This window comes from Kocuria sp. CPCC 205231 (assembly GCF_040980965.1).
Classification (GTDB): Bacteria; Actinomycetota; Actinomycetes; order Actinomycetales; family Micrococcaceae; genus Kocuria; species Kocuria rosea.
The window spans coordinates 179,794-204,756 of record NZ_JAVKPP010000004.1 but is presented as its reverse complement, the minus strand read 5'-3'; the positions used below and the strand labels follow the sequence as shown (position 1 = coordinate 204,756).

Annotated in this window: 21 protein-coding genes and 1 riboswitch; of the genes, 6 read left to right on the top strand and 15 right to left on the bottom strand. The window is 74.5% G+C overall.

From position 1 onward, the window contains the following. Nucleotides 1–26: 26 nt before the first annotated feature. The gene (locus RF640_RS05555; protein WP_035926382.1) at nucleotides 27–1,301 is read left to right on the top strand and encodes an FAD-dependent monooxygenase; all 1,275 of its coding nucleotides are present in this window, start codon (nucleotides 27–29) and stop codon (nucleotides 1,299–1,301) included. Between the two features lie 98 nt (nucleotides 1,302–1,399). Here RF640_RS05555 and RF640_RS05550 read toward each other — a convergent pair whose 3' ends face one another. Together RF640_RS05550 and RF640_RS05545 are read right to left on the bottom strand one after the other, a co-directional pair. Then, nucleotides 1,400–2,380: a GNAT family N-acetyltransferase gene (locus RF640_RS05550; protein ID WP_368827035.1), complete on the bottom strand. Its 981-nt coding sequence runs from the start codon at nucleotides 2,378–2,380 to the stop codon at nucleotides 1,400–1,402. Next, complete coding sequence (locus tag RF640_RS05545) at nucleotides 2,380–3,762, bottom strand: glycine--tRNA ligase (protein ID WP_017833819.1); 1,383 nt, start codon at nucleotides 3,760–3,762, stop codon at nucleotides 2,380–2,382. Before RF640_RS05545 ends, RF640_RS05550 begins: the two co-directional genes overlap by 1 nt. A 196-nt stretch (nucleotides 3,763–3,958) precedes the next feature. Between RF640_RS05545 and RF640_RS05540 the strand changes: the two genes are divergently transcribed. Further along, the gene (locus tag RF640_RS05540; protein ID WP_035926391.1) at nucleotides 3,959–4,201 is read left to right on the top strand and encodes an RNA-binding S4 domain-containing protein; all 243 of its coding nucleotides are present in this window, start codon (nucleotides 3,959–3,961) and stop codon (nucleotides 4,199–4,201) included. On the opposite strand, the gene RF640_RS05535 is transcribed toward RF640_RS05540, so the two are convergent. Further along, nucleotides 4,185–4,871: an alpha/beta hydrolase gene (locus RF640_RS05535; protein ID WP_109268694.1), complete on the bottom strand. Its 687-nt coding sequence runs from the start codon at nucleotides 4,869–4,871 to the stop codon at nucleotides 4,185–4,187. The genes RF640_RS05540 and RF640_RS05535 overlap by 17 nt on opposite strands. Before the next feature lie 81 nt (nucleotides 4,872–4,952). On the opposite strand from RF640_RS05535, the gene RF640_RS05530 reads away from it, so the two are divergent. Then, nucleotides 4,953–5,834 (top strand): SGNH/GDSL hydrolase family protein, encoded by an 882-nt coding sequence (locus tag RF640_RS05530; RefSeq protein ID WP_368827032.1) that lies wholly within the window; start codon nucleotides 4,953–4,955, stop codon nucleotides 5,832–5,834. Nucleotides 5,835–5,868: 34 nt separating this feature from the next. On the opposite strand, the gene RF640_RS05525 is transcribed toward RF640_RS05530, so the two are convergent. Both RF640_RS05525 and RF640_RS05520 read right to left on the bottom strand, forming a co-directional pair. Beyond that, nucleotides 5,869–7,053: a homoserine O-acetyltransferase gene (locus RF640_RS05525; RefSeq protein WP_368827030.1), complete on the bottom strand. Its 1,185-nt coding sequence runs from the start codon at nucleotides 7,051–7,053 to the stop codon at nucleotides 5,869–5,871. Next, complete coding sequence (locus RF640_RS05520; RefSeq protein WP_251356153.1) at nucleotides 7,050–8,456, bottom strand: bifunctional o-acetylhomoserine/o-acetylserine sulfhydrylase; 1,407 nt, start codon at nucleotides 8,454–8,456, stop codon at nucleotides 7,050–7,052. The genes RF640_RS05525 and RF640_RS05520 overlap by 4 nt, the downstream gene beginning before the upstream one ends. Nucleotides 8,457–8,532: 76 nt before the next feature. Further along, a riboswitch (SAM riboswitch) is annotated at nucleotides 8,533–8,648 on the bottom strand. Between the two features lie 142 nt (nucleotides 8,649–8,790). Between RF640_RS05520 and RF640_RS05515 the strand changes: the two genes are divergently transcribed. Next, the gene (locus tag RF640_RS05515) at nucleotides 8,791–9,429 is read left to right on the top strand and encodes a VOC family protein (protein ID WP_035926403.1); all 639 of its coding nucleotides are present in this window, start codon (nucleotides 8,791–8,793) and stop codon (nucleotides 9,427–9,429) included. Between the two features lie 66 nt (nucleotides 9,430–9,495). Here the strand turns inward: RF640_RS05515 and RF640_RS05510 are convergent, their stop codons facing one another. Next, entirely contained in the window at nucleotides 9,496–10,275 is a 780-nt protein-coding gene (locus tag RF640_RS05510) for a CPBP family intramembrane glutamic endopeptidase (protein WP_095651353.1), read from the bottom strand. 113 nt (nucleotides 10,276–10,388) lie between these two features. Here RF640_RS05510 and RF640_RS05505 point away from each other — a divergent pair, with 113 nt between their 5' ends. Further along, the gene (locus RF640_RS05505) at nucleotides 10,389–12,560 is read left to right on the top strand and encodes a S9 family peptidase (protein ID WP_368827027.1); all 2,172 of its coding nucleotides are present in this window, start codon (nucleotides 10,389–10,391) and stop codon (nucleotides 12,558–12,560) included. A 104-nt stretch (nucleotides 12,561–12,664) separates the two neighbouring features. Here the strand turns inward: RF640_RS05505 and RF640_RS05500 are convergent, their stop codons facing one another. The 4 genes from RF640_RS05500 to gatC form a co-directional block, all read right to left on the bottom strand. Continuing rightward, nucleotides 12,665–13,777, bottom strand: coding sequence for an NAD(P)/FAD-dependent oxidoreductase (locus RF640_RS05500; RefSeq protein WP_368827025.1), 1,113 nt, complete (start codon nucleotides 13,775–13,777; stop codon nucleotides 12,665–12,667). 155 nt (nucleotides 13,778–13,932) lie between these two features. Then, nucleotides 13,933–15,447, bottom strand: a complete 1,515-nt coding sequence (gene gatB / locus RF640_RS05495; RefSeq protein ID WP_017833829.1) for an Asp-tRNA(Asn)/Glu-tRNA(Gln) amidotransferase subunit GatB — start codon at nucleotides 15,445–15,447, stop codon at nucleotides 13,933–13,935. After that, complete coding sequence (gene gatA / locus RF640_RS05490) at nucleotides 15,447–17,093, bottom strand: Asp-tRNA(Asn)/Glu-tRNA(Gln) amidotransferase subunit GatA (protein ID WP_368827022.1); 1,647 nt, start codon at nucleotides 17,091–17,093, stop codon at nucleotides 15,447–15,449. Before gatA ends, gatB begins: the two co-directional genes overlap by 1 nt. Before the next feature lie 4 nt (nucleotides 17,094–17,097). Further along, nucleotides 17,098–17,394, bottom strand: a complete 297-nt coding sequence (gene gatC, locus RF640_RS05485; RefSeq protein WP_017833831.1) for an Asp-tRNA(Asn)/Glu-tRNA(Gln) amidotransferase subunit GatC — start codon at nucleotides 17,392–17,394, stop codon at nucleotides 17,098–17,100. Between the two features lie 138 nt (nucleotides 17,395–17,532). Between gatC and RF640_RS05480 the strand changes: the two genes are divergently transcribed. Then, a complete protein-coding gene (locus tag RF640_RS05480; protein WP_368827020.1) occupies nucleotides 17,533–18,099 on the top strand; it encodes a hypothetical protein in 567 nt (188 codons plus the stop codon). A gap of 122 nt (nucleotides 18,100–18,221) precedes the next feature. On the opposite strand, the gene RF640_RS05475 is transcribed toward RF640_RS05480, so the two are convergent. From RF640_RS05475 to RF640_RS05455, 5 genes are all read right to left on the bottom strand, one after another. Beyond that, nucleotides 18,222–18,842, bottom strand: coding sequence for a transglycosylase family protein (locus RF640_RS05475; protein WP_368827109.1), 621 nt, complete (start codon nucleotides 18,840–18,842; stop codon nucleotides 18,222–18,224). Between the two features lie 536 nt (nucleotides 18,843–19,378). Then, nucleotides 19,379–20,218 carry an inositol monophosphatase family protein gene (locus tag RF640_RS05470; RefSeq protein WP_290467430.1) on the bottom strand — a complete coding sequence of 280 codons (840 nt, stop codon included), beginning with the start codon at nucleotides 20,216–20,218 and terminating at the stop codon, nucleotides 19,379–19,381. Nucleotides 20,219–20,220: 2 nt separating this feature from the next. Beyond that, nucleotides 20,221–22,515, bottom strand: coding sequence for an NAD-dependent DNA ligase LigA (gene ligA, locus RF640_RS05465; protein ID WP_368827018.1), 2,295 nt, complete (start codon nucleotides 22,513–22,515; stop codon nucleotides 20,221–20,223). A 57-nt stretch (nucleotides 22,516–22,572) separates the two neighbouring features. Next, nucleotides 22,573–23,571, bottom strand: a complete 999-nt coding sequence (locus RF640_RS05460; protein WP_368827107.1) for a MaoC/PaaZ C-terminal domain-containing protein — start codon at nucleotides 23,569–23,571, stop codon at nucleotides 22,573–22,575. 2 nt (nucleotides 23,572–23,573) lie between these two features. Next, nucleotides 23,574–24,956 carry a 3-oxoacyl-ACP reductase gene (locus RF640_RS05455; protein WP_017833837.1) on the bottom strand — a complete coding sequence of 461 codons (1,383 nt, stop codon included), beginning with the start codon at nucleotides 24,954–24,956 and terminating at the stop codon, nucleotides 23,574–23,576. Between the last annotated feature and the right edge of the window lie 7 nt (nucleotides 24,957–24,963).

Below are 24,963 nucleotides of genomic sequence, written 5' to 3'. Positions count from 1 at the left end.
CGCACAGCTCGAAAGGAATCACCACCATGGCACAGCACACCAAGGTCCTCGTCATCGGAGGCGGCATCGGCGGCTTCGGCAACGCCCTCGCCCTGCGCCGGCTCGGCGCGGAGGTCGAGCTCGTGGAGCAGGCCCCCGAGTTCGGGGAGGTCGGCGCCGGCCTGCAGATGTCCCCCAACGCCACCCGCCTGCTGCGCGAGTGGGGGGTGCTCGACCGGGCCGTCGAGACCGGCGTGGCCCCCCGGTACATCGTCTTCCGCGACGCCCTCACGGGCGAGGAGCTGCTCCGGGAGGACGTCACCGGCGAGTACTACGAGCGCTACGGCGCCCCCTACATCGTGGCCCACCGCTCGGACCTGCACCGCCTGCTCATGGAGGAGTGCGCCGAGCTCGGCGTGACCCTGCACAACAACGTCCGGGTCGCGAAGACCGAGAACGTGGAGGTCGACGGGCGCGCCGTGGCCCGGGCGACCGCCGACGACGGCCGGGTCTTCGAGGCGGACGCGATCGTCGCCGCGGACGGGATCAGGTCCGTGGTCCGCGCGCAGCTCTCCGACGACCAGCCCGTCGGCTCCGAGTACGTGGCCTACCGCGGCGCGCTGCCGATCTCGCAGATCACCCACGCCGGGGACATGGAGGCCGTGGTCGTGTGGATGGGCCCCGAGTGCCACCTCGTGCAGTACCCGCTGCGCCAGGGGGAGCTGTTCAACACCGTGGCCGTCTACCGCTCGCCGTCCTTCGCCGCCGGTCAGCTCGTCTACGAGGGCGACGCCGAGCTGCGCGAGGCCTACCGGGACTGCGTGCCGGAGGTCCGGGCGGCGCTCGACAACCTCAGCCACGTGCAGCGCTGGCCCATGTTCGACCGTGTCCCGATCGAGAACTGGGTGGACGGCAACATCGCCCTGGCCGGCGACGCCGCGCACCCGATGCTGCAGTACCTCGCCCAGGGCGCCTGCCAGGCACTCGAGGACGCCGCCGCCCTCGAGGCCATCGCCGCGCGGTCCGTGTTCGCGGACCCGGAGCACCACGACGCCTCCCGGTGGAACGCCGTGTTCCGGGAGTACAACGCCGTCCGCCAGCCGCGCACCGCGCGGATCCAGACGACGGCGCGGGTGTGGGGCGAGTCCTGGCACCTCACCGGCCCGGTCGAGCGGACCGTGCGCAACATGCTGTGGAAGTCCGCGGACCGGCACGGCATCTGGGACTACACCGACTGGCTCTACGGGGAGCAGGACTACACCGGCGCCGAGGCCGGCGACCGGGCCGAGGTCCGGCGCGTCGACGCGAGCACGGCCGGCTGAGCCCGTCCCGCGCCGGCCGGACCCGGCGCCGGCACGCGGGAGGCCCCGGCACCTCGAGGTGCCGGGGCCTCCCGCGTGCCGGTGCTCGGCCCGTGCGCTCAGTCCCCGGGCTCCGCGAGGACGACGGAGGTCTCCACGACCGTGGCGGCGCCGGCCGCCAGGAGGTTGTCGACGACGGCGGTCAGCGGCTCCATCGACCCGTCCACCTGGAACTGCACGGGGTGGTGGTGGGCCAGCAGCGCGAGCAGCTGCTCGAGCGCGGGACCTGCCGCGGCGTCCCCCGGCGTCCAGCCGAGCACGACGTGGGCGGGCTCGTCCGGCGCGTCCTCACGGGCGGGGGCGCCGGGGGCGGCGTCGAGCTCGACGGGCCGGTAGCTCACGGCGAACGCGGAGATCCTGCCCCGCTCCCCCGGGCCCACGCCGTTGCGCAGCACGAGCGCCCCGAAGGCGTGTGCGGCGTCGGAGAGGAACAGCTGGTTGACCCGTCCCACGGACAGGTCCGCCGGCTCGTCCCAGGCGTGCACGGCCCGGTAGAACGCCCACAGCGCCCGGGTCAGCTCGACCGAGCCGGTGGCCAGGTCCTCGACGGCCTGCGCCGGTGTCCCGTCGGGGTGCTCCCGCAGCGGCTGGAGGGGCAGGGCCCCGGCCGCCACCCGGACCACGCGCGAGTCCTGGACGGGGTCCAGGCCGGCGGCCCGGGCGAAGCGCTCGCCGGCCGAGCCGGGCGCCGCCTTCGTGCGCAGGGCCTGCACGCCCGAGGGCGAGCCCGCCGCCTCGGTGCGCAGCCGCTCCAGCAGGGCGCGCCCGAGCCCTTCGCCGCGGCGGTCGGGGGCGACCTCCACGTAGGCCCACAGCCTCGAGGGGTGCAGCGCCGACTCGTAGACCGTGCCGGCGGCGACCGGCACGCCGGAGTCCTCCGCCACGACCGTGCGGGACCACGGGGCGTCGTCGTCGGGGCGCAGCGTCGCCCGGAAGGCGGCGGCCTGGGGCGTCTCCGGGGCGGGCCACACCTCGAGCAGCCGCAGGTCGTCCCCGTCCCGCCAGGGCCGCAGCCCGGGGCCGGTCAGCGCGCCGCTCATCAGCGGACGAGCTTCCCGGCGAGGTAGGACTTCACCTGGTCGAGGGCCACGCGCTCCTGGGTCATCGCGTCCCGCTCGCGGATGGTCACGGCCTGGTCCTCGAGGGTGTCGAAGTCCACCGTGATGCAGAACGGGGTGCCGATCTCGTCCTGGCGGCGGTAGCGGCGCCCGATCGCCCCCGAGTCGTCGAAGTCGATGTTCCAGTTCCGGCGCAGCTCGGCGGCCAGGTCCTTGGCCTTCGGCGAGAGGTCCTCGTTGCGGGACAGCGGCAGCACCGCGGCCTTGACCGGGGCCAGGCGCGGGTCCAGCTTGAGGACCGTGCGCTTGTCCACCCCGCCCTTCGAGTTGGGCGCCTCGTCCTCGGTGTACGCGTCCACGAGGAAGGCCATCATCGACCGGGTCAGGCCGAAGGACGGCTCGATCACGTACGGGACGTAGCGCTCGTTGGTCTGCTGGTCGAAGTAGCTGAGGTCCGTGTTGGAGTGCTCGTTGTGCACGCCCAGGTCGTAGTCGGTCCGGTTGGCCACGCCCATGAGCTCGCCCCACGGATTGCCCTGGAAGCCGAACCGGTACTCGATGTCGATGGTGCCGGCGGAGTAGTGCGCCCGGTCGTCCTCGGGGACGTCGTAGCGGCGCATGTGGTCCGGGTCGATGCCCAGGTCCGTGAACCAGTTCCAGCACGCCTCGACCCACTCGTCGAAGAAGTGCCCGGCCTCGGACGGGTGGGTGAAGTACTCGATCTCCATCTGCTCGAACTCGCGCGTGCGGAAGATGAAGTTGCCGGGGGTGATCTCGTTGCGGAACGCCTTGCCGATCTGCCCGATGCCGAACGGCGGCTTCTTCCGGGCGGCGGTGACCACGTTGTTGAAGTTCACGAAGATGCCCTGGGCGGTCTCGGGCCGCAGGTAGTGCAGGCCCTCCTGGTTGTCGACCGGGCCGAGGAACGTCTTGAGCAGCCCGGAGAACTGCTGCGGATCGGTCCACTGGCCCTTGGTCCCGCAGTTGGGGCAGGGGATCTCGGCCATGCCGTTCTCGGGGGCGCGGCCCTTCTTCTCCTCGAAGGCCTCGACCAGGTGGTCCTGGCGGGCGCGCTTGTGGCAGGAGGTGCACTCCACGAGCGGGTCCGTGAAGGTCGCCACGTGACCCGAGGCCTCCCACACGGCCTTCGGGAGGATGATCGAGGAGTCGAGGCCCACCATGTCCTCGCGCCCGCGCACGAAGGTCTGCCACCACTCGTGCTTGATGTTCTCCTTGAGCTCCGCGCCGAGGGGCCCGTAGTCCCAGGCGGAGCGGGAACCGCCGTAGATCTCACCCGCCTGGAACACGAAACCGCGGCGCTTGGCCAGCGAGATGACGTTGTCCAGCGTGGACTTGGGGGCCATGTGGGATTCCTCCAGGGTCTCGCCCGACCGCCGGCTGCGGACGCGCGTGGTGGGTGGTGTGGCCCGGCGGTGCGCCGGGCGGGGACCGGCCGTCGTCGGCCGTCACGAACGAGGACGCCGCGGGCGACGTCCTCGTCCCAGGGTAGCCAATTCCCGCCGTGCCCGCCGACCGGACGGGACCTGGGACAATGGGGGCATGACGACTCCCCAGCAGCCCGGCGGCCCCGACGAACTGCCCATCCGCGACGACATGATCCGGCTGGGCCAGGCGCTCAAGCTGGCGAACCTCGCCGAGGACGGGGCGCACGCCCGGGGCCTGGTGGAGGACGGTCAGGTCTCGGTCAACGGCGAGGTCGAGACGCGGCGCGGCCGGCAGCTGCACCCGGGGGACGTCGTCTCCGCCGGGGGCGCCTCGGTGCGGATCACCGCGGGCGGCTGACCGGGCGGTCCGGGTCCCCCAGCACCACCTGGGTGAGGTACTCGCGCACGTGCCCCACCTCCTGCGGGCTGATCCCGTGGCCGACCCCGGTGTAGTGCACCTTCATGACGTCGGCGTGCTCCAGCGCCCACTCGGCGGTGGAGTCGACGAGCTCCTGCGGGATGACCGGGTCCTGCGGGTCACGGCCCCAGAACATCCGCAGCGGCCGCTCCCGCAGCTGCTCGTCGGCGAACAGGGGGTGCTCGCCGGGGACCACGAAGCCGGAGAGCCCCACCACGGCGGCGATCTCGCCCGGCATGTGCCGGGCGAGGGACGTGGCCATGGCCATGCCCTGCGAGAACCCCAGCAGCGTGGTGCTGGGGTGGTCCGCGGCCAGCTCCCGCAGCCACGCCGCGACGGGCTCCACGGCCTCGGCCACCCGGTCGAGGGAGAAGCTGAGGTCCGCGGCGAGCGGGAACCACTGGTAGCCGAACCCGGCGGGCTGGGGAGCGCGCACGGACGCCACGCTGAACTCGCCTGGCAGGGCCGGGACGAGACCCATGAGGTCCTGCTCGTGCGAGCCGTAGCCGTGCAGGAGCACGAGCAGCGGGGTGCCGGGGCGGGCGTCGGCGTCCCTGCTCCACACGGCGAAGGGGGTGGCGGTCCCGGTCGGGACGGTGGCGTCGGTCATGGCACCAGTGTGCCACCCGGTCCCGGGGCCCGCGGCGCGGGCGCGTGGACGCCCGCCGGGCCCGGTGGTAGACCGGGAGGCATGACCGAGACGACGCCGGGGCCCCCGGACACCGCACCTCCCGTCCACCCGTGGCGCCGCATGGTGGCGATCGGCGACTCGTTCACGGAGGGCATCGGGGACCCGGACCCCGGCTCCCCCGGCGGGCACCGCGGCTGGGCGGACCGGGTCGCCGAGGAGCTGAACCGCCTCGCCCCCGGCCTGTCCTACGCCAATCTCGCGATCCGCGGCCGGCTCTTCCGCCAGATCGTCGACGAGCAGGTGGCACCGGCCCTGGAGCTGACCCCGGACCTCGTGACGGTCTGCGCGGGCGGCAACGACATGCTGCGCCCCGGCGGGGACCCGGACGCGATCGCCGAGGAGATGGACGACGTCGTGGGCCGGCTCGCGGCGGACGGGGCGACGGTCGTGCTGGTCGGCGGCCCGGACATCGGCGCCACGCCCGTGCTGCGCGGGATCCGGGGCCGGATCGCGGTCTACAACGAGAACGTGCGCGTGGTCGCGTCCCGGCACGACGCCGTGCTGGTGGACCTGTGGGGGCTGCGGGAGCTCGCGGACCCGGCGATGTGGGACCCCGACCGGCTGCACTTCTCGCCCCTGGGCCACCACCGGATCGCGGTCGAGGCCCTGGACACCCTGGGCCTCGCGCACGGCCTCGTGCCCGAGGTGGTGCCCGACCGCCCGCCCTCGTCCTGGCGGCAGGCCCGCGGCGAGGACCTCGTCTGGGCCCACCGCTATCTGCGCCCGTGGGTGGCCCGCCGGATCCGGCGCACCAGCTCCGGGGCGCAGGTCCGGCCGAAGCGGCCGCACTTCGGCACCCCCACCGTGCCCGGGGGCGGCGTCGCGCCCGGCGAGGGACCCGGGGCGGGCCCCGGCGACGACCGGGGTGCCGCGGACGGCTGAGCGAGCGGGAACGGCTGAGGACCCCCGTCCCGGCTCAGCGCTCGGGCAGCACGGTCTCCACGAGCAGCTTGCCGAGCTGGGGAGCCTCGATGAGGAAGCCGTCGTGGCCCGAGGGCGAGGTCAGGGTGTGCCGCCGGACGTCCCCGGGCAGCGCGGCGGCCAGGACGTCGGACTCGCGGGGCAGGTAGAGCCGGTCGGAGTCCACCGCCGCCACGAGCCACTCGCACGAGGTCACGGACAGCGCCTCCTCGAGCGTGCCGCGGCCCCGGGCGACGTCGTGGGACATGAGCGTCTCGTTGACGGCGAGGTAGCTGTTGGCGTCGAAGCGGCCCGCCAGCTTGGACGCCTGGTGGTCGAGGTAGCTCTCCACCTGGTAGCGCCCCCGCCCGCCGGCGTGCGTGTCGATGACCTGCTCCTCGGCCTGCGGCGAGCGCCCGAACCGGTGGTGCAGCTCGTCGGCCGAGCGGTAGGTGATGTGGGCGATCCGCCGGGCCAGGCCCAGGCCCGTGACGGGCGGCGGGCCGTCGTAGTAGTCCCCGCCGCGGAAGTGCGGGTCCTGGCGGATCGCGAGGTTCTGCGCCTGGCCCCACGCGAGCTGCTCGGCGCTGGACTGGGCGCACGCGGCGACCACCGCGCACGCCCGGACGCGGTCCGGGTGGGTCACGGCCCACTCCAGGGCGCGGGCCCCGCCCATGGAGCCGCCGATGACCAGGCGCCAGGCGTCGATGCCGAGGACGTCGGCCAGCGCCGCCTCGGCGTGCACGGAGTCCCGGACGGTGATGAGCGGGAAGCGGGAGCCCCAGGGGCGGCCCTCGGGGTCCACGCTCGGCGGCGCGGGGGTCGCCGGGCCCGTGGACCCGTAGCAGCCGCCCACGATGTTGGTGCAGACCACGAACCACCGGTCCGTGTCGATGGCGGCGCCGGGGCCGATCAGGCCCTCCCACCAGCCGCCGCTCTCGGCGGCGCGCCGCTCGGCCTCGGGGGCGCCGGGGCGGGCCCGGCCGGCCGCCACGTGGGTGTCCCCGGTGAGGGCGTGCTCGACGAGCACCGCGTTGGAGGCGTCCGGGGCGAGCGTCCCCCACGTCTCGTAGGCGATCCGGACGTCGGGCAGCCGGAAGCCCGACTCGAGCTCGAGCTCGCCGATCCCGGCGACCCGCGGCACGCCGTCCTCGCGGACGGCGGTCCCGGCGCCGGAGCCCCTCACGACCGTCACGGTCACTCCTGTCCTCCCTGCGCGGCCGCGGCCGCGGCGAAGCCCTGCTCCAGGTCCGCCAGGATGTCGTCGATGTGCTCCAGGCCCACGGACAGGCGCACGAAGCCGGGCTCCACGCCGGCGGCCAGCTGCTCCTCGGGCAGGAGCTGGCTGTGCGTGGTGGACGCGGGGTGGATCACGAGGGAGCGCACGTCGCCGATGTTGGCGACGTTCGAGTGCAGGGTCAGGGCGTCCACGAAGGCGGCCCCGGCCTCCCGGCCGCCGTCGAGGACGAAGCCCAGGATCGACCCGGCGCCCCGGGGCGCGTACTTCTGCGCCCGCTCGTGCCACGGGGAGGACTCCAGCCCGGCCCAGGACACCGAGCGCACGTCCTCGCGGGCCTCGAGCCAGCGGGCCACCGTCCCGGCGTTGGCCACGTGCCGCTCCATCCGCAGGGACAGCGTCTCGATGCCCTGCTCGATGAGGAACGCGTTGAACGGGGAGATCGCCGAGCCGAGGTCGCGCAGCAGCTGCACCCTGGCCTTGAGGATGTAGGACAGGTTGACGCCGAAGGGCCCCTCCGCGCCCAGGGCCTCGGCGTAGACGAGGCCGCCGTAGGACTCGTCCGGCTGGTTGAAGCCGGGGAAGCGGTCCGGGTAGCGGCCGTAGTCGAAGGCCCCGGAGTCCACGATCACGCCGCCGATGGCCGTGCCGTGCCCGCCGAGGAACTTGGTGGCCGAGTGCACCACGACGTCCGCGCCCCAGCGCAGGGGCTGGACGAGGTAGGGGGTCGCCACGGTGTTGTCCACGATGAGCGGGACCTCGTGGTCGTGGGCGATCCCGGAGACCGTCTCGATGTCGAGGACGTCGTTGCGCGGGTTCGGGATCGTCTCGGCGAAGAAGGCCTTCGTGTTCGGCCGGACCGCCTGCCGCCACGCCTCGGGGTCGTCGGGGTCGGAGACGAAGGTGGTCTCGATGCCGAGCTTGGGCAGTGTGAACTTGAAGAGGTTGTAGGTCCCGCCGTACAGGCTGGGGCTGGCCACGAGGTGGTCTCCCGCGCCGGCGACGTTGAGCACGGCGAACGTCGTCGCCGACTGCCCCGCGCTGAGCATGAGGGCGCCCACGCCGCCTTCCAGGGCGGCGATCCGGTTCTCCACGACCTCCGTGGTCGGGTTGCCGATCCGCGTGTAGATCGGGCCGAGCTCGGCGAGCGCGAAGCGGTCGGCGGCGGCCTGGGCGTCGGGGAAGACGAAGGACGTGGTCTGGTGGATCGGCAGGGCGCGCGAGCCGGTGACCGGGTCGGGGCTCTGCCCCGCGTGGATCTGCCGGGTCTCGAAGGCCCAGCCCCCGGGGTTCTCGGGGGTGGGGCGCTCGGCCGCGTCGGTGCGGGCGGCGGAGGCGTCGGTGCTGGAGGCGGGGAGATCGGACATGCCGTGGGACTCCTTGTGGATCTCAGGGGTCCCGTCCCGGCCGAGGCGGTGCGGCCGGGAACGGCCGGGCGCCGGGGACCCGCGCTTGCTCGCTCGCCGGACGCGAGGAGCCTGGTCTTCACCCAGGGCACCCCACCGCGGTGGAGGGTTGCCGGCCAGCTAGCTGGGGCTTGGACGCTGGCGCTCATGACCTGGACAGCATTCTCCGGATCAGGCCCGCACGGCGTCAAGCCGGGGTCGGGCGTGACGCCCCGGCCGGGGTGCCGCCCGCACGGTGCCCGGCGCGTCGCGGACCGATTTGGAGACGAAACTCACAGGGTGCCACGATGTGCCCATGAGAGTCGACCACGTGTCCTACGCCTGCCGCCCGGAGGGCCTGGAGACCACCACCGAGCGCATCGCCGACCAGCTCGGGATCGAACCGGTCAAGGGCGGGGTGCACCCCCGTTTCGGCACCCGCAACATGATCCTGCCGCTCACGAACCACCAGTACGTGGAGGTCGTCGAGGTCCTCCAGCACCCGGCGGCGGAGAAGGCCCCCTTCGGGCAGGCCGTGCGGGCCCGGTCCGCCGCCGGCGGCGGCTGGCTGGGCTGGGTCGTGGAGGTCGAGGACCTCGCCCCCTTCGAGCAGCGCCTGGGGCGCCGCTCCGTGCCCGGCCACCGGGTCTTCCCGGACGGCCGGTGCCTCGAGTGGCACCAGATCGGCGTCAAGGGCCTGATCGCCGATCCGCAGCTGCCGTTCATGATCCACTTCGACTCCGCCCCGGAGATGCACCCGTCCCAGGCGCGGATCACGGACGTCGGGCTCGCGGGGATGACCATCGCCGGTGCCCCGGAACGGGTCGCCGAGTGGCTGGGCGCCCCCGTCGAGACCGCGCTCGAGGACCTCGAGGTCGACTGGCGCTATCCGGACGGCACCCCCGGGGTGCTCTCCGTCTCGTTCAGCACCCCGGACGGCGCCGTCACCATCTGAGGCCGGCCTGGTCCGCGACCGGGCCCGCAGTGCCCGGCGGCTGGGCCGCGCCCCGCGGGGCGGGTCTCAGCCCAGGAGCCGGGCTGCCCCGAGGAAGCCGACGGCGTCCAGCAGGAAGTGCGCGACGACGAGGGGCATCACCCGGCCGGTGCGCCGGTAGAGCTCCGCGAAGACGAGGCCCATCACCACGTTGCCGAGGAAGGGCCCGATCCCCTGGTAGAGGTGGTAGCTGCCGCGGAACAGGGCCGTGACCACCAGCACCACGGGCCAGCTCCACCCGATGCGGGTCAGCCGGTCGGTCAGGAACGCGACCACCACGACCTCCTCGACCAGGGCGTGGCGCACGGCCGAGAGCAGCAGCACGGGCACCGTCCACCAGTGCGCGGCGAGCCCGGACGTGGTCACCTCCGCGGTGACGCCCAGGGCCCGGCCGGCGCCGTAGAGCGCCAGCGTGCCCAGGCCCATGAGCAGGAAGAGCACGGTGCCGAGGCCCAGGTCCGGGAGGGGCATCCGGGCGTCGAGGCCGATCCGCCGGCGGACCGTGCCCAGCGCCCCGGCGGAGCCGGCGAGCAGGTAGAGCGCGAGCAGCACCGGCACCAGGTCCAGGGCGATCCCGGTGAGCTGGCGCAGCAGGTCGATGAGGGGCTGCGGGCTCAGCGGCGGGTTCATCGTGGCCTGCGCCTCGGACAGCGGTCCGCGCGCCAGGTGCTCGGCGAGGGACAGCGCGGCCCAGAGGGCCGAGGCGCCCAGGGACACCCCGAGCACGAGGAGCACCTGCAGCCACAGGTCGGCGCGGGTGGAGCCGAAGGCGGGCGGTCGCGGGGCGAGGTGGGCGGGGGTGCTCATGCGGCCATTCTGGCACCGGCCCGCCGGCCGCCCTGCGCAGCCCGCGCCGGGCCCCCCGGGCCCGCCCGGACCGCCCCCTCCCCAGCCGGGGCGTCTTCCCTAGGATGGGGACCATGACTGTCCTTCCCCCGCAGATCCGCCAGCAGCCCGTCGAGCGCGCCTTCCACGGCCACGTGTTCTCCGACCCGTACGAGTGGATGCGGGACAAGGACTCCCCCGAGGTGCTGGCCCACCTCACCGCGGAGAACGAGTACGCGGAGGCCGCCACCGCCCACCTCACGGGTCTGCGGGAGACGATCTTCGGGGAGATCAAGGACCGCACCCAGGAGACCGACCTGTCCGTGCCCAGCCGGCGCGGCGCCTGGTGGTACTTCGCCCGCACCGTGGAGGGCGGCGCGCACCAGGTGTTCTGCCGGGTCCCGGCCGTGACCACCGGTGACGTGCTCGCGGACTGGACCCCGCCCGTCGTCGAGCCCGGCACCCCCATGGCCGGGGAGCAGGTGCTCCTCGACGCCAACGCGGAGGCCGCGAAGCACGAGTTCTACTCCCTGGGCAGCTTCGACGTCTCCGAGGACGGGGAGCTGCTGGCCTGGGCCGAGGACGTCACCGGCGACGAGCGCTTCACCCTGCGGGTCCGGGACCTCACCACGGGGGCGCTGCTCGCCGACGAGATCCCCGGGACGTTCTACGGGTCCTTCCTCACCCCGGACGCGCACGCCGTGTACTACACGGTGGTGGACGAGTCCTGGCGCCCCCACCAGCTGCGCCGGCACGAGCTGGGCACCCCGGTGGCCGAGGACGTCGTCGTCCACGAGGAGACCGACCCCGGCCTGTGGCTCGGGGCGGGCCTGTCCGCGGACCGGCGCTGGATCGTGGTGGAGGCCATGTGCTCCGAGTTCTCGGAGCAGCTCATCCAGCCGGTCGCGGACCCGGCGGCGCCGCTGCGGGTGGTGCTGCCCCGCACCGACCGGGTGCTCTACGAGGCGGAGCCCCTGCTGCTGGACGGGCGGGAGCAGATCCTGCTGACCCACGACCACGAGGCCCCGAACTCCCAGATCTCCCTCATGGACCCGGCCGACCTCGGCCGTCCGGTCGCGGAGGTGGCCCTGCGCGACGTCGTGCCGGCCTCGGACACCGTCCGCGTCAACGGCTGCGCCGTGACGGCCACGCACCTGGTGGTCTCCGTCCGGGCGGACACCACGCTGCGGGTCCGGCTGCTCCCGCTCGCCGGGCTGGGCACTGACGCCCAGGCCGCCCCCGTGGAACCGGCCTTCGCCGAGGAGCTCTACACCGCGAGCGTCTCCGCCGCGGAGCACGACGCCCCCGTGGTGCGCCTGTCCTACACGTCCTTCACGACGCCCCCGCGCGTCTACGACCTCTTCGTGGCGGGCGCCACCGGGGACGACGGCGCACTGCCCGCCGAGCCGCTGCTGCGGCGCGAGGCCACGGTGCTCGGCGGCTACGACCCCGCCGACTACGCGGTGGAGCGGGACTGGGCCACCGCGGCCGACGGGACCCGCATCCCCGTCTCCCTGGTCCGCCGCGCCGACCTCGACCCCTCCGTGCCGGCACCGGTGCTGCAGTACGCCTACGGCTCCTACGAGCACAGCACCGACCCCGCGTTCTCGGTCTCCCGGCTGTCCCTGCTGGACCGCGGCGTGGTCTGGGCCGTGGCCCACGTGCGCGGCGGCGGGGAGCTGGGACGGACTTGGTACGAGCACGGCAAGAAGCTGCACAAGACGAACACGTTCACCGACTACGTGGCGGTCACCGACCACCTCGCCGCCCGGCCGGACGTCGACGAGCGGCGGATCCTGGTGATGGGGGGCTCCGCCGGCGGCCTGCTGGTGGGCGCGGTGCTCAACCTCGCCCCGGAGCGGTACTGCGGCGCGCTGGCGGCGGTGCCGTTCGTGGACCCGCTGACCTCCATCCTCGACCCGTCCCTGCCGCTCACGGCCCTGGAGTGGGAGGAGTGGGGCAACCCCATCGAGGACGCGCACGTCTACGGGTACATGCGCGACTACTCCCCCTACGAGAACGTCCGGCCGCTGCCCTACCCCCCGGTCCTCGCGGTCACGAGCCTCAACGACACCCGGGTGCTCTACGTGGAGCCCGCCAAGTGGGTCGCCGCGCTGCGGGAGGCCTCGACCTCCGGCGAGCCGGTGCTGCTGCGCTGCGAGATGGCCGGGGGCCACGGCGGCGCCTCGGGGCGGTACTCGCAGTGGAAGGACACGGCCTGGGAGTACGCCTGGGTGCTGGACCGGATGGGCCTCGCCGGCGCCTGACCCGGGCCGGCGGGTCCCGAGCACGGCCTGCCCCCGCCGGGGATCCGCCGCCGCGCGGCACGGCGGTCGACGGCACGGCGTCCGCCGCGCCGGCCCCCGGGGGCTCAGCGCCGGAAGCGGCCCGGGTCCAGGGCGGCGGCCGTCTCCCGGGAGCACCACGGACCCACGGCCCCGTCGAGCAGCAGGTCCGCGGCGGCGCGGGCCATGGCCGTGCTCGTCTGGAACCCGTAGCCGCCCTGGCCGGCCAGCCACAGGAGCCCCGGGACGTCAGCGTCGGCGCCGCACACGGGCACGCCGTCCGGGGACTCGGTGCGCAGCCCGGTCCAGGCCCGCTCGATCCCCGTGGCGCCGAGGGAGGTCACGGTGTTGAGCCGCCCCAGGAGGTCCTCGACGTCCTCGAGCACCGGCTGGGCGTCGCAGGGCTCGCTCGGCACGGCCTCGGACGGGGAGACGAGCGCGCCGTCCCCGGCCCGCCGGTAGTACCAGCCGGAGTCCGCGGCGACGACCATGGGGTGGTCCGGGGCCAGCGGCTTCGCGAGCCGCACGAGGGCCGCGGTGCGCCGCAGCGGGCGCAGCCCCAGCGGGGCCGCGCCGAACAGGCCCGCCACCTCGTCCGCCCAGGCGCCTGCGCCGACGACCACCTGCCGGGCGCGCAGCCGGTGCGGACCGGCCACGACCCGCCAGCCGGCGCCGTCGGGCTCGGCCGCGGTCACCGGGGCGCCGGTGAGCAGCCGGGCGCCCGCCGCCCCGGCCCGGTCGCGGTGCCAGGCCACGAGCGCGGCGGCGTCGGTGCGCACGGAGGTGCTGTCGAGGCGCCCGGCCTCGACCGCGTCCGCCGGGGAGCAGGCCAGCTCGGGGCACAGCTCCACGAGCTCCGCCCGGGACAGCGGTTGCGTCCCCGGGGCGGCCTCGGCGCGCAGCCGGGCCTCGGTCCCGACGAGGACCATGCGGCTGGGCCAGGCCAGGGGCCGCGGCGGGGCCGGGTGCGGGTCGAGCAGCCGGGCCACGGTCGCCCCGGTCAGCTCCCGGACGGGGGCCGGGCCGTAGCTGGGGATCAGCTGCTCGGCCGAGCGCCCGGAGGTGTGGTGGGCCAGGACGGGCTCGGTCTCCGCGAGCACGATCCCGGCGCCGCTCCCCCGCCGCTCGGCCAGTTCCGAGGCCAGGGACAGTCCGGCGATGCCGCCGCCGATGATGAGCACGTCGCACGCAGGGTCCATGCGCCCATGCTCGCACGCCGCGCAGCGACGGGTCGCGTCCGGACCCCGCCGCGCGGCGAGGGGTCGCGTCCTGCCGGAATCCTTTGCGGATTCCCACAGGAGGCGACCCCTCGGTGTTCCGCGCACGCGGTCCTGCGCGGGCGCGGGAGCGGCGGTCAGCCCTGCACGCCGAGCTTCTCCAGGATCAGCTCGCGCACCCGGCCCGCGTCGGCCTGGCCGCGGGTGGCCTTCATGACGGGGCCGATGAGGGCGCCGACGGCCTGGACCTTGCCGGCCTGCACCTTCGCCACGACGTCGGGCATCTGCGCCATGGCGTCGTCGATCGCCGCGGTCAGCACGGAGTCGTCGGAGACCACGGCCAGGCCGCGCCGCTCCACGACCTCCGCGGGCGAGCCCTCGCCCTCCAGGACGTGGGCGAGGACCTTCTTGGCGAGCTTGTCGTTGATCTTCCCGGCGTCGATGAGCCCGTTGAGCTCGACGACGTGCTGCGGGGTGACGCCGAGCTCGGCGATCTCCACCTCCCGCTGGTTGGCCAGGCGGGCGATCTCGCCCATCCACCACTTGCGGGCCGCGGCCGGGGCGGCGCCGGCGGACACGGTCTGCTCGATCTCGTCGAGGACCCCCGCGTTGACGACGTCCCGGAACTCCTCGTCGGAGAAGCCCCAGTCGGTCTTGAGCCGCTTCCGGCGCTCGGCCGGGGGCTCGGGCAGCTCGGCCCGCAGCCGCTCGATCCACTCGTGGTCGGTGACGACCGGCACGAGGTCGGGCTCCGGGAAGTAGCGGTAGTCGTCGGCGTCCGACTTGGGGCGCCCGCTCGTGGTGGAGCGGGTGTCCTCGTGCCAGTGCCGGGTCTCCTGCACGATCGTGCCGCCGGAGTCGAGGACCGCCGCGTGGCGCTGGATCTCGAAGCGCACGGCACGCTCCACGGCGCGCAGCGAGTTCACGTTCTTCGTCTCGGAGCGGGTGCCGAACGTGGCGCTGCCCTTGGGCATGAGGGACACGTTGGCGTCGCAGCGGACGTTGCCGCGCTCCATCTTCGCGTCCGAGATCCCGAGGTTCTTCACGATCTCCCGGATCAGGGCCACGTACACGCGGGCCAGCTCGGGCGCGCGGGTGCCGGCGCCCACGATGGGCTTCGTCACGATCTCGATGAGCGGGACGCCGGCGCGGTTGTAGTCGACCAGGGAGAAGTCCGCGCCCTGGATGCGCCCGGCGGCGCCGCCCATGTGCGTGAGCTTCCCGGCGTCCTCCTCCATGTGAGCGCGCTCGATCTCGACCGTGAACACGGTCCCGTCCTCCAGCTCCACGTCGACGGAGCCGTTCTCGGCGATCGGCTCGTCGTACTGGGAGGTCTGGAAGTTCTTGGGGGTGTCCGGGTAGAAGTAGTTCTTCCGGGCGAAGTGGGAGACCGGGCGGATCTCGCAGCCCAGGGCGAGCCCGAGCTTGATCGCGGACTCCACGGCCACCCGGTTCACCACGGGGAGCACCCCGGGCAGGCCGAGCGAGACGGGGGTGACGTTGGTGTTCGGCTCGTCCCCGAAGACGTTGGGGGCGGCGTCGAACATCTTGGTCCGGGTGTTGAGCTCCACGTGGACCTCGAAGCCCAGCACGGGGTCGTACTTCTCCATGGCCTCGTCGAAGGACAGGACCTCTTCGGTGCTCCGGTTCATCAGCGGGCTCCTCCCCGGACGAGTGCGGACAGATCGGACGCGGCGGGGCCGCCGGCCAGGTCCCGGACCAGGGCGGCGGTGTCCGGCAGCCGCTGCCAGAGCGGTCCGCCCCAGCGCTGCTCGAGCAGGGCCTCCAGGCCGGCGCCGGCGCGGTAGAGCCGGGCGTCCTGGCGTGCGGGGGCCATGAACTGGATGCCCACGGGCAGCCCGTCCTCGGGGGCGAGGCCGCCGGGGACGGAGATCGCGGGGACCCCGGCCAGGTTGGTGGGGATGGTGGCGATGTCGTTGAGGTACATCTGCATGGGGTCGGCGGACTCGTCCACGGCGCCCCGCTCGAACGCGGTGGTCGGGGACGTCGGGGAGACCAGCACGTCCACCTGCTCGAACGCGGCCGCGAAGTCGCGCTGCACGAGGGTGCGGACCTTCTGCGCCGAGCCGTAGTAGGCGTCGTAGTAGCCCGCGGACAGCGCGTAGGTGCCCAGGATGATGCGGCGCTTGACCTCGGCCCCGAAGCCGGCGGCGCGCGTGGAGCCCATCACGCGCTCGATGGTCAGGGGCCCGTCCTCGGGCAGCACGCGGTGGCCGAAGCGCACGCCGTCGTACTTGGCGAGGTTCGAGGAGACCTCGGAGGACATGATGAGGTAGTAGGCCCCCAGAGCGTACTTGAAGTTCGGGGTGGAGACCTCCACGACCTCGGCGCCCGCGGAGCGCAGCAGCTCCACGGCCTCCTCGAAGCGCTGCTGGACGCCGGGCTGGAAGCCCTCGCCCGTGAGCTCCTTGACCACGCCCACGCGCAGGCCCGCCAGTCCGCCCTCGGCGGCGCCGGCCCGGGCCTGGGCGGCGAGGTCGCCGAGCGGGTCGGGCAGGGACGTGGAGTCCTGCGGGTCGTGCCCGCCGATCACCTCGTGCAGCAGCGCGGCGTCGAGCACCGTGCGCGCCACGGGGCCCACCTGGTCCAGCGAGGAGGCCATGGCGATCACGCCGTAGCGCGAGACCCCGCCGTAGGTCGGCTTGACGCCCACCGAACCGGTCAGGGCCGCGGGCTGGCGGATGGACCCGCCGGTGTCCGTGCCCAGGGCCAGCGGCGCCTGGAACGCGGTCACGGCGGCGGCGGACCCGCCGCCGGACCCGCCGGGGATGCGGGACAGGTCCCACGGGTTGGCGGTGTCGCCGAAGGCGGAGTGCTCGTTGGAGGAGCCCATCGCGAACTCGTCGAGGTTCGTCTTGCCCAGCAGCGGCATCCGGGCGGCGCGCAGCCGCCGGGTCACGGTGGCGTCGTAGGGGCTCATCCAGCCCTCGAGCATGCGGGACGCCGCGGTGGTGGGCTGCCCCTTGGCGACGATGAGGTCCTTGACCGCGATCGGCACGCCGGCGAGCTCGGGCAGCTCCTCACCGCGGGCGCGGGCGGCGTCCACCTCGGCGGCCACGGACAGGGCTTCCTCGGTGTTGACGTGCAGGAAGGCGTTGAGCCCGGTCCTGCCGCGGCTGCGGTCGGCGGGGTCGACGGGATCGCCGTCGGTCTCCCGGATGCGGTCCAGGTGGGCCTGGACGGCGTCGACGGAGGTGATCTCGCCGGCGGCGAGCCGGCGGGCGAGCTCGGCGGCGGAGAGACCGACGGGTCCCTGGGGCGTTCCGGTGCTGCTCATGCGGCTACTCCTCGTCCAGGATCGCGGGCACCTTGAACTTGCCCTCGGCGGCGTCCGGTGCGTTGAGCAGCGACTCCTCGGCGGTGAGGGTCTCGCCCACGACGTCCTCGCGGAAGACGTTCTGCAGCGGGATGGGGTGGCTCGTGGCCGGGACGTCCGGGCCGGCGGCCTCGCTGACGGACGCGACGGAGTCGACGACGAGGTCGAGCTCCTTCGCCATGGACCGCAGCTCCTCCTCGGTCATCTCGATGTGCGCGAGCTTCGCCAGGTGGGCGACCTGCTCGCGGGTGATCGCAGACATGCGCACTCCTGCTCGTGATCGGGGGTGGTTTCCGGTCCAGTCTAGCCGCGCGGCACTCCCCTCCTTCCCGGCCGGAGGGGGCCCCGCAGGGGCATACCCTGGAGGGACGCACCGACCACCGCACAGGAGCACCCGGACATGGCCAAGAGCACCCCCGCCCGCACGAAGAAGGACCGAGGCGCCAAGAGCGGGCGCCCCGGCGCCCGCTCCGGGAAGGCCGCGCGCGCGACCTCCGCGACGGACGCCGCCAACGCGTGGCGCCAGCGGGTCAGCAAGGACGCCGCCGCGACGATCGACACGGTCATGGCCCACGTCCAGGCCGTGGCCGAGCAGCAGCTGGGGCAGCACGGGGCGTTTCCCCCCTTCCTCGTCACCGCGCGCAAGGACGGCGAGTACGAGCTCGACAGCCTGCCGGCCGAGGACGCGGAGGAGCTGAGCCCCGAGGCCGCCCTGGACGCCCTGCGGGCGCGGGCGGTGGAGCTGCGGGACGACCTCCTCTGCGCCGCGGTCGCCTTCCCCGTGACCCTGCCGGACCGCTCCGGGCAGACGGCCGTGGCCGTGGAGACCCAGCACCGGGAGGGCGAGTCCCTGACGGTGATCCAGCCGTACCGGGTCAAGGGCGCGGAGCGCTCCGTGAGCTTCGGCGACGCCGGGGCCGAGCCAACCGAGCCGTGGCTGTGGAGCCGGCCCGAGCGCACGCCGTGAGCTGAGCGCACGGTCGGCGCCGTGCCGGTGCCCGCCGAGCATGCGAGAGGGCCCCTCCGATCGGAGGGGCCCTCTCGCATGCTCTCGCGCGGCGCGGCCGCGCGGTGCCTGTCCGGTGGGGATCAGGCGGGGATGTTCAGCACCTGGCCGGGGAAGATCAGGTTCGGGTCGGCGATGGTGCCCTCGTTCGCGGCGTACAGGTCCTCCCAGTTCTCGATGCCGAGCTTGTCGGCGATGGAACCGAGGGTGTCGCCGGCGACCACGGTGTAGGTCTCGGCGGAGACCGAGGCCGGGGCCACGGCGGCGGCGGGGGCCACGTACTCGACGACCGGGGCCTGGACGGCGGCCGGGGCCTCGACGGGAGCGGCCACGGGGCCGGGCTCGGGGGCGGGGGCCGGAGCCTCGATCGGGGCCGGGGCCTCGACGGACTGCGGGGTCACGGACGCGGAGCCCATCGGGTTGGCGGAGGGAGCGGCGGAGCCGGACAGGCCCAGCTTCGCGGAGCAGGCGGGCCACGCGCCCCAGCCCTGGCCGTCGAGAACGTTCTCGGCCACGGCGATCTGCTGCTCACGGGAGGCGTCCTGCGGGGCGCCCTGGCCACCGAAGGCGGCCCAGGTGGAGGGGGTGAACTGCAGGCCGCCGGAGAAGCCGTTGCCGGTGGAGGTGCCCCAGTTGCCACCGGACTCGCACTCGGCGAGGGCGTCCCAGGTGGAGGCCGGAGCGGCGTTGGCCGGGAGGGCCATGGCGCCCACGGCGGTCCCGCCGAGGATCAGAGCGGCGGCACCGCGACGGACGTTGCGACGAACAGCGAAAGCGTTGGTCATGATGCTCCCTGGGCCACCTGCGCTCGTTTCCGTCCCCGGATGTCTTCGCGCCGTCGTCTACCCGTCAAGGTGTTGGTGGGTAAGTGCTTACAGGTGTCTGCCCTTCAGACGACGTGCGGTGTTACGGCAGCACCCAGCATGGTGTGGTGGCGCGCCGGGAGTCGGACTCCAGGCACACCGGATCCCCGGAGGAATCCTCGGGGAAGCTGATTATCACGATAGCGTAACGATTTTCGTTGCGCTACCCCTTTCGGCCCGTCGTGAGGTATCACACGTTCGCGGTCTGCAGGGGTGCCGGCCCGTGAAGGACGCCGGCGCAGGAGTTCGCACTCCGGGAAGCGGAGGGCATGCCCTCGGGAAGAACGCTTCGAAGGTCACGCTATGGCAACGTTTTGGTCTCGGTCAAGTGACGAGAGCCATCTCACACGTTCAGCGGGCCGGGCCCCGGCCCGCACTCAGCCCGGAATGCCGCGCTCGCGTGCGGTGATCCAGGCCGCGAGGCGGTCGGCGGCCGGCACTTCGCCCGCCGCCGGGGAGGGCAGCTCCGGCCGGGTCACGAGGGCGCCGGCCTCCTCGGCGATGAGCGCGCCGGCGGCCCAGTCGTGCTCGTGCAGACCCTGCTCGCCGTACCCGTCGAGCGCGCCGTCCGCGACCAGGCACAGGTCCAGGGCCGCCGAGCCCAGGCGCCGCATGTCCGTGTACTGCCGCATGGTGGCGGCGAAGGCGGGGAACTGGCGCTCGCGCCGGTCGGCGTCGAAGGAGAATCCGGTGCCGTAGAGCCGGCCCGGCCGGTCCGGCACGGGACCCTCGAGCCGGCGGGACGCGCCGTCCTCCTCCACCCACGCGCCGGCCCCGCGCACGGCGAAGTAGGTGCGGCGCAGGGCGGGGGCGTTGACGGCGCCCACGAGCCAGTTGCCCTGGGCGTCGGCGGCGGCCACGGACGTGCAGTAGTAGACGATGCCGCGGATGAAGTTGGTGGTGCCGTCGAGCGGGTCCACCGACCAGCGGATCCCGGAGGGGTGCTCCGGGCGGTGCGTGCCCGACTCCTCGCCGGTGACGGTGTCGTGCGGACGGCGGTCCAGGATGGTGCGCAGCACGGCCTGCTCGGCGGCGACGTCGAAGCGGGTGACCCAGTCCCCCTCCCCCGACTTGCCGGTGACGCCCAGCCGGCCGGCGTCGCGGCCCCGCAGTACCTCCGCCCCGGACTCGGCGGCCGCCAGGGCCAGCTCCAGCAGCTCCTCCAGGTGGGCGCCGGTCGGGCCGAGGCCCTCCAGCGCGTCGTCGTGGCGTCCCATGCTCAGGCCCCGTCCTCGTCGTCCGTACCGTTCTCCGTGCCGTTCTCCGTGCCGGCCGGGGCGTCCTCGGAGGTGCTCCCGGCCGCGCCGGCGAGCGCGTCCGGCCCCTCGGCGAGGAGCCGTTCGAACCCGGCCTCGTCGAGCACGGTCACCCCCAGCTGCTCGGCCTTGTCCAGCTTGGTGCCGGCGTTCTCGCCCGCCACCAGGAAGTGCGTCTTCTTCGACACGGAGCCGGAGGCCTTGCCGCCGCGCACCAGCACCGCCTCCTTCGCGGAGTCGCGGCTGAAGCGCTCGAGGGTGCCGGTGATCACCACGGTGGTGCCCTCGAGGGTCCGCGGCACGGACTCGTCCACCTCGTCCTCCATGCGCACGCCCGCGGCCGCCCAGCGCTCCACGATCTCCCGGCGCCACGGCTCGGCGAACCACTCGGTGAGGGCCGCGGCGATCACGGGCCCCACGCCGTCGGCCTGGGCCAGGGTCTCCTCGTCGGCGTCGCGGATGGCCGGCAGCGAGCCGAAGGCCGTGGCCAGGGAGCGGGCCGCGGTCGGGCCGACGTGCCGGACGGACAGGGCCACGAGCACGCGCCACAGCGGCTGCGCCTTGGCCTTCTCGAGCTCCTCGAACAGCTTGCGGGTGGTGGCGGTGGGCTCGGAGGGCTTCTTGGCCGTGCCCTTCGTCCAGAAGTAGGGCACGAGCTCGGTGTCGCCCGTGGGCGTGCCGCGCGACTTCTTCTCCCGTCGGATCCGCACCTGGCGCAGGTCCTCGGGGGTGAGGTCGAACAGGTGTGCCTCGCTGGTCAGCGGCGGGGTCTCCGGCTCGTCGGGCCGGGTCAGGGCGAGGGCGGCCTCGTAGCCGAGGGCCTCGATGTCGAACGCGCCGCGGCCGGCGGCGTGGAAGACCCGCTCCCGCAGCTGGGACGGGCAGCTGCGGGCGTTGGGGCAGCGGATGTCGACGTCGCCCTCCTTGGCCGGGCGCAGCTCCGTGCCGCAGGACGGGCAGTGGGTGGGCATCACGAACTCGCGCTCCGTGCCGTCCCGCAGCGCCACCACGGGCCCCACGATCTCGGGGATCACGTCGCCCGCCTTGCGCAGCACCACGGTGTCCCCGATGAGCACGCCCTTGGCCTTCACCACGTCCTGGTTGTGCAGGGTGGCCATCTCCACGGTGGACCCGGCGACCCGCACCGGCTCCATGAGCCCGAACGGGGTGACCCGCCCGGTGCGGCCCACGTTGACCAGGATGTCCTTGAGCCGGGTGTGCACCTCCTCGGGCGGGTACTTGTAGGCCACGGACCAGCGGGGCACCCGGGAGGTGTGCCCGAGCCGGAACTGGGTGCGGCGGTCGTCGACCTTGACCACGATGCCGTCGATCTCGTGGATGAGGTCGTGGCGGCGGCGGCCGTACTCCTCGATGAACGCGAGGACGTCCTCCGTGGAGGGCAGCACGCGGTAGTACGGGCTGACGGGCAGGCCCCACCGCTCGAGCAGCTCGTAGACCTGGGACTGGGTGTCGGCGTGCAGGCCCGTGGCGGCCCCCACCCCGTGCACGTACATGGACAGCCGGCGCCGGGCCGTGACCGCCGGGTCCTTCTGCCGCAGCGAGCCCGCCGCGGCGTTGCGGGGGTTGGCGAAGGGCGCCCGGCCCTCGGCCACGATCGCCTCGTTGAGGGCGCGGAAGTCGCGGGAGGAGATGAACACCTCGCCGCGGATCTCGACCTCCTCGGGCACGTCCTCCCCCGTGAGCACGGTGGGGATGGTCGCGATGGTGCGCACGTTGTGCGTGACGTCCTCGCCCGTGGTGCCGTCCCCCCGGGTCGCGGCCCGCACGAGCTCGCCGTTGCGGTAGAGCAGGTTCACGGCCAGCCCGTCGATCTTCAGCTCGGTGAGCCACGCGGACTCCGGGGCGTCCGGCAGCGCCTCGATGGAGGCGGAGGCCTTCGCCAGCCAGGCCGTGAGCTCGTCGATCGAGAAGACGTCCTCGAGGGAGTACATCCGCGCGAGGTGCGTCACGGGCGTGAACGCCGCGGAGACCTCGCCGCCGACCTCCTGGGTGGGCGAGTCGTTGGCCACCAGCTCGGGGTGCAGCGCCTCGACCTCCTCGAGCCGCCGGTAGAGCTCGTCGTACTCCGCGTCCGAGATGGTGGGCGCGTCCTCGACGTAGTAGGCGGTCCGTGCCGCGCGCACCCGGTCCACGAGCTCCGCGTACTGCTCCTTGAGGTCCTCGCTGGGCGGGGCGGGGTTGAGGTCCTGGCCGGTGGCGTCGACGGGTCGTGCGTCTGTCCTCTGCTGTGGGCTCACCCGACCATTGTGGCCCACGCGCCGGACGCCACCGTCGACCGGGCCCGCGGCGGCGGGTCAGCCGTCCAGCCGCGCCACCGTCCCCGTGAAGTGCGGGCGCCTGCGCCGCGGGTCCCACCCGGCGAAGCGCGAGCCCCGCCAGCCGGGCCCCCGGCCGTCGTCGGTGATCGCGACCGCGACCGTGCCCGGGAGCAGGACCGGGGCCGCGAACTCCACCGTCCAGCGGAAGGGCGTCCCGGGCGGCACCCCCACCTCGGCGAGGGCGCGCGAGGCGGAGTACATGCCGTGGGCGATGGCGCCCTTCATGCCGAGCGCCCGGGCGCTCGGGCCGGAGAGGTGGATGGGGTTCCAGTCCCCGCTCACCGCGGCGTAGTCCCGCCCCGTGCCGGCCGCCAGGCGCCAGTGCCCGGTCGGCGCCGGCGGCACGAACTCCGCGCGCGGGGTGTCGTCGGCCGTCCCGGGCACGCGCACGCCCCGGGCGAGGTAGGTGGAGCGGCCCGTCCAGACGGTCTCGCCGTCCCGGCGCGCGAGGCGGGCGACGACGTCCACCTGCGCGCCGGAGCGGTGCGGGCGCAGCCGCTCGGCGGTGGCGGTGACCGTGAGGTGCTCCCCCACCGCCGCGGCCCGGAGGTGCTCGACCTCGTTGGCCAGGTGCACCATGCCGAGGACCGGCAGCGGGAAGTCCGGGCGGGTGAGCACGCTCATGGCCACGGGGAACGCCAGGGCGTGCAGGTGCCCGGAGAAGGCCTCGGTGCCGCCGGGGCCCTCGCGCAGCGGCGCCCCGACCGCGCGGCAGAACGCCTCGTGCCCGGCGGGGTCGACGACCACGTCCTCGACGACGTGCGCCACCGCCGGCAGCTCGAGCGGGGCGTCGCCGGTGCCGCGGCGCGCCCCGGCCGGCCGGCCGGGCAGCCGGCCGGACAGCCGGCCCGGCACCCGGTCGGCGAGGGCGCGCGGCAGCAGGTCCCCGGCCGCCCCCGCCGCCGCACGGGCGTAGAGCCCGCCCAGCGAGGGGACGCCGGGCAGGACCACGGTCTCGTGCCGGTCGGCGGCCATGCTCACGCCCCCACCAGGTTCTGGCCGCACACGCGCAGCGTCTGCCCGTTGACGCCGCCGGCGGCGTCCGAGGCGAGGAACAGCACGGCCTGGGCCACGTCCTCCGGCAGCCCGCCCTGCTGCAGGGAGTTCAGCCGGCGCGCGACCTGGCGGCGGGCCGCCGGGATCCGGGCGGTCATCTCCGTCTCGATGAACCCGGGGGCCACGGCGTTGATGCTGCCGCCGCGCCGGGCCAGCAGGGGCGCGGTGGCGGCGACCATCCCGATCACCCCGGCCTTCGAGGCGGCGTAGTTGGTCTGGCCGCGGTTGCCCGCCACACCGCTCGTGGAGGCCAGGCAGACGATCCGCGGCGCCTCGCCGAGGCCCTCCCCCGCCAGGAGCTGGTCATTCATCCGCAGCTGCGACTCGAGGTTCACGGCCAGCACCGAGGCCCAGCGGGACTCGTCCATGTTGGCCAGCAGCTTGTCCCGGGTGATCCCGGCGTTGTGCACCACCACGTCCAGGTGCCCGAAGCGCTCCCGGGCGAGCCCGAGGATCCGCTCGCCCGCGTGCTCGTCCGTGACGTCGAGCTGGAGGGCCACGGCGTGGATCTCGTTGGCGAGGGCGGCCAGGGGCTCGCCCGCGGCGGGGACGTCCACGACGACGACGCGCGCGCCGGCGCCGGTGAGCGTGCGGGCGATCTGTGCGCCGATGCCGCGGGCGGCGCCGGTGACAGCGGCGACCCTGCCCCGCAGGGGGGCCTCCCAGTCCGCGGGCAGGGCCCCGGCGTCGTCCCCGACCGTCACGAACTGCCCGGAGACGAAGGCGCTGCGCCCGGAGAGCAGGAACCGCAGGGCGCCCAGCACGCTGGGGGCCTCGGGGGCGACGCCCTCGGCGAGCAGGACGCCGTTGGCGGTGGCCCCGCCGCGCATCTCCTGGGCGGTGGAGCGCAGCAGGCCGACGACGGCCTGGCGGGCCGCGGCGACGGCCGGGTCGAGCGGCTCCGCCGCCGCGGGCGTGGCCGAGGCCGCGCCCGTGCCGATGCCCGGGGCGGGCCGGGACACGGTGACCACCCGGCCGCCGGGGGCGAGCGAGCGCAGCGCCCCGCCCAGGCCGAGCGCGGGCTCGGCCAGCTCGGCGGGCCGGGCGAGCTCGGTCAGGGCCAGCACGACCGCGCCGAAGCGGTGGACGTCGTCGGGGTGGCGGCGCACGTCGAGGTCCCAGCCGAGCAGGGCCGCGGCAATCCGGTCGGCCTCCTCCCCCCGCCCCAGCACGAGGACGGGTCCGGGCACGAGCGGGTCCCCGGCGCGGTGGCGGCGCAGCCGGGCGGGGGCGGGCAGCCCGAGCTGCCGGGCGAGCCGGCCGCCGGGGCCGGAGCTGACGAGGTCGAGATAGGTGTCTGCCATGGGGGCG

Excerpts from the sequence above, each read along its gene's own strand:
- RF640_RS05550 (WP_368827035.1), bottom strand. The coding sequence starts at position 2,380 with ATGAGCGGCGCGCTGACCGGCCCCGGGCTGCGGCCCTGGCGGGACGGG.
- RF640_RS05555 (WP_035926382.1), top strand. The coding sequence starts at position 27 with ATGGCACAGCACACCAAGGTCCTCGTCATCGGAGGCGGCATCGGCGGC.
- RF640_RS05540 (WP_035926391.1), top strand. The coding sequence starts at position 3,959 with ATGACGACTCCCCAGCAGCCCGGCGGCCCCGACGAACTGCCCATCCGC.
- RF640_RS05520 (WP_251356153.1), bottom strand. The coding sequence starts at position 8,456 with ATGTCCGATCTCCCCGCCTCCAGCACCGACGCCTCCGCCGCCCGCACC.
- RF640_RS05455 (WP_017833837.1), bottom strand. The coding sequence starts at position 24,956 with ATGGCAGACACCTATCTCGACCTCGTCAGCTCCGGCCCCGGCGGCCGG.
- RF640_RS05535 (WP_109268694.1), bottom strand. The coding sequence starts at position 4,871 with ATGACCGACGCCACCGTCCCGACCGGGACCGCCACCCCCTTCGCCGTG.
- RF640_RS05480 (WP_368827020.1), top strand. The coding sequence starts at position 17,533 with ATGGCCAAGAGCACCCCCGCCCGCACGAAGAAGGACCGAGGCGCCAAG.
- gatC (WP_017833831.1), bottom strand. The coding sequence starts at position 17,394 with ATGTCTGCGATCACCCGCGAGCAGGTCGCCCACCTGGCGAAGCTCGCG.
- RF640_RS05460 (WP_368827107.1), bottom strand. The coding sequence starts at position 23,571 with ATGGCCGCCGACCGGCACGAGACCGTGGTCCTGCCCGGCGTCCCCTCG.
- RF640_RS05470 (WP_290467430.1), bottom strand. The coding sequence starts at position 20,218 with ATGGGACGCCACGACGACGCGCTGGAGGGCCTCGGCCCGACCGGCGCC.
- RF640_RS05505 (WP_368827027.1), top strand. The coding sequence starts at position 10,389 with ATGACTGTCCTTCCCCCGCAGATCCGCCAGCAGCCCGTCGAGCGCGCC.
- RF640_RS05545 (WP_017833819.1), bottom strand. The coding sequence starts at position 3,762 with ATGGCCCCCAAGTCCACGCTGGACAACGTCATCTCGCTGGCCAAGCGC.
- RF640_RS05515 (WP_035926403.1), top strand. The coding sequence starts at position 8,791 with ATGAGAGTCGACCACGTGTCCTACGCCTGCCGCCCGGAGGGCCTGGAG.
- RF640_RS05475 (WP_368827109.1), bottom strand. The coding sequence starts at position 18,842 with ATGGCCCTCCCGGCCAACGCCGCTCCGGCCTCCACCTGGGACGCCCTC.
- RF640_RS05530 (WP_368827032.1), top strand. The coding sequence starts at position 4,953 with ATGACCGAGACGACGCCGGGGCCCCCGGACACCGCACCTCCCGTCCAC.
- gatB (WP_017833829.1), bottom strand. The coding sequence starts at position 15,447 with ATGAACCGGAGCACCGAAGAGGTCCTGTCCTTCGACGAGGCCATGGAG.
- RF640_RS05510 (WP_095651353.1), bottom strand. The coding sequence starts at position 10,275 with ATGAGCACCCCCGCCCACCTCGCCCCGCGACCGCCCGCCTTCGGCTCC.
- gatA (WP_368827022.1), bottom strand. The coding sequence starts at position 17,093 with ATGAGCAGCACCGGAACGCCCCAGGGACCCGTCGGTCTCTCCGCCGCC.
- RF640_RS05500 (WP_368827025.1), bottom strand. The coding sequence starts at position 13,777 with ATGGACCCTGCGTGCGACGTGCTCATCATCGGCGGCGGCATCGCCGGA.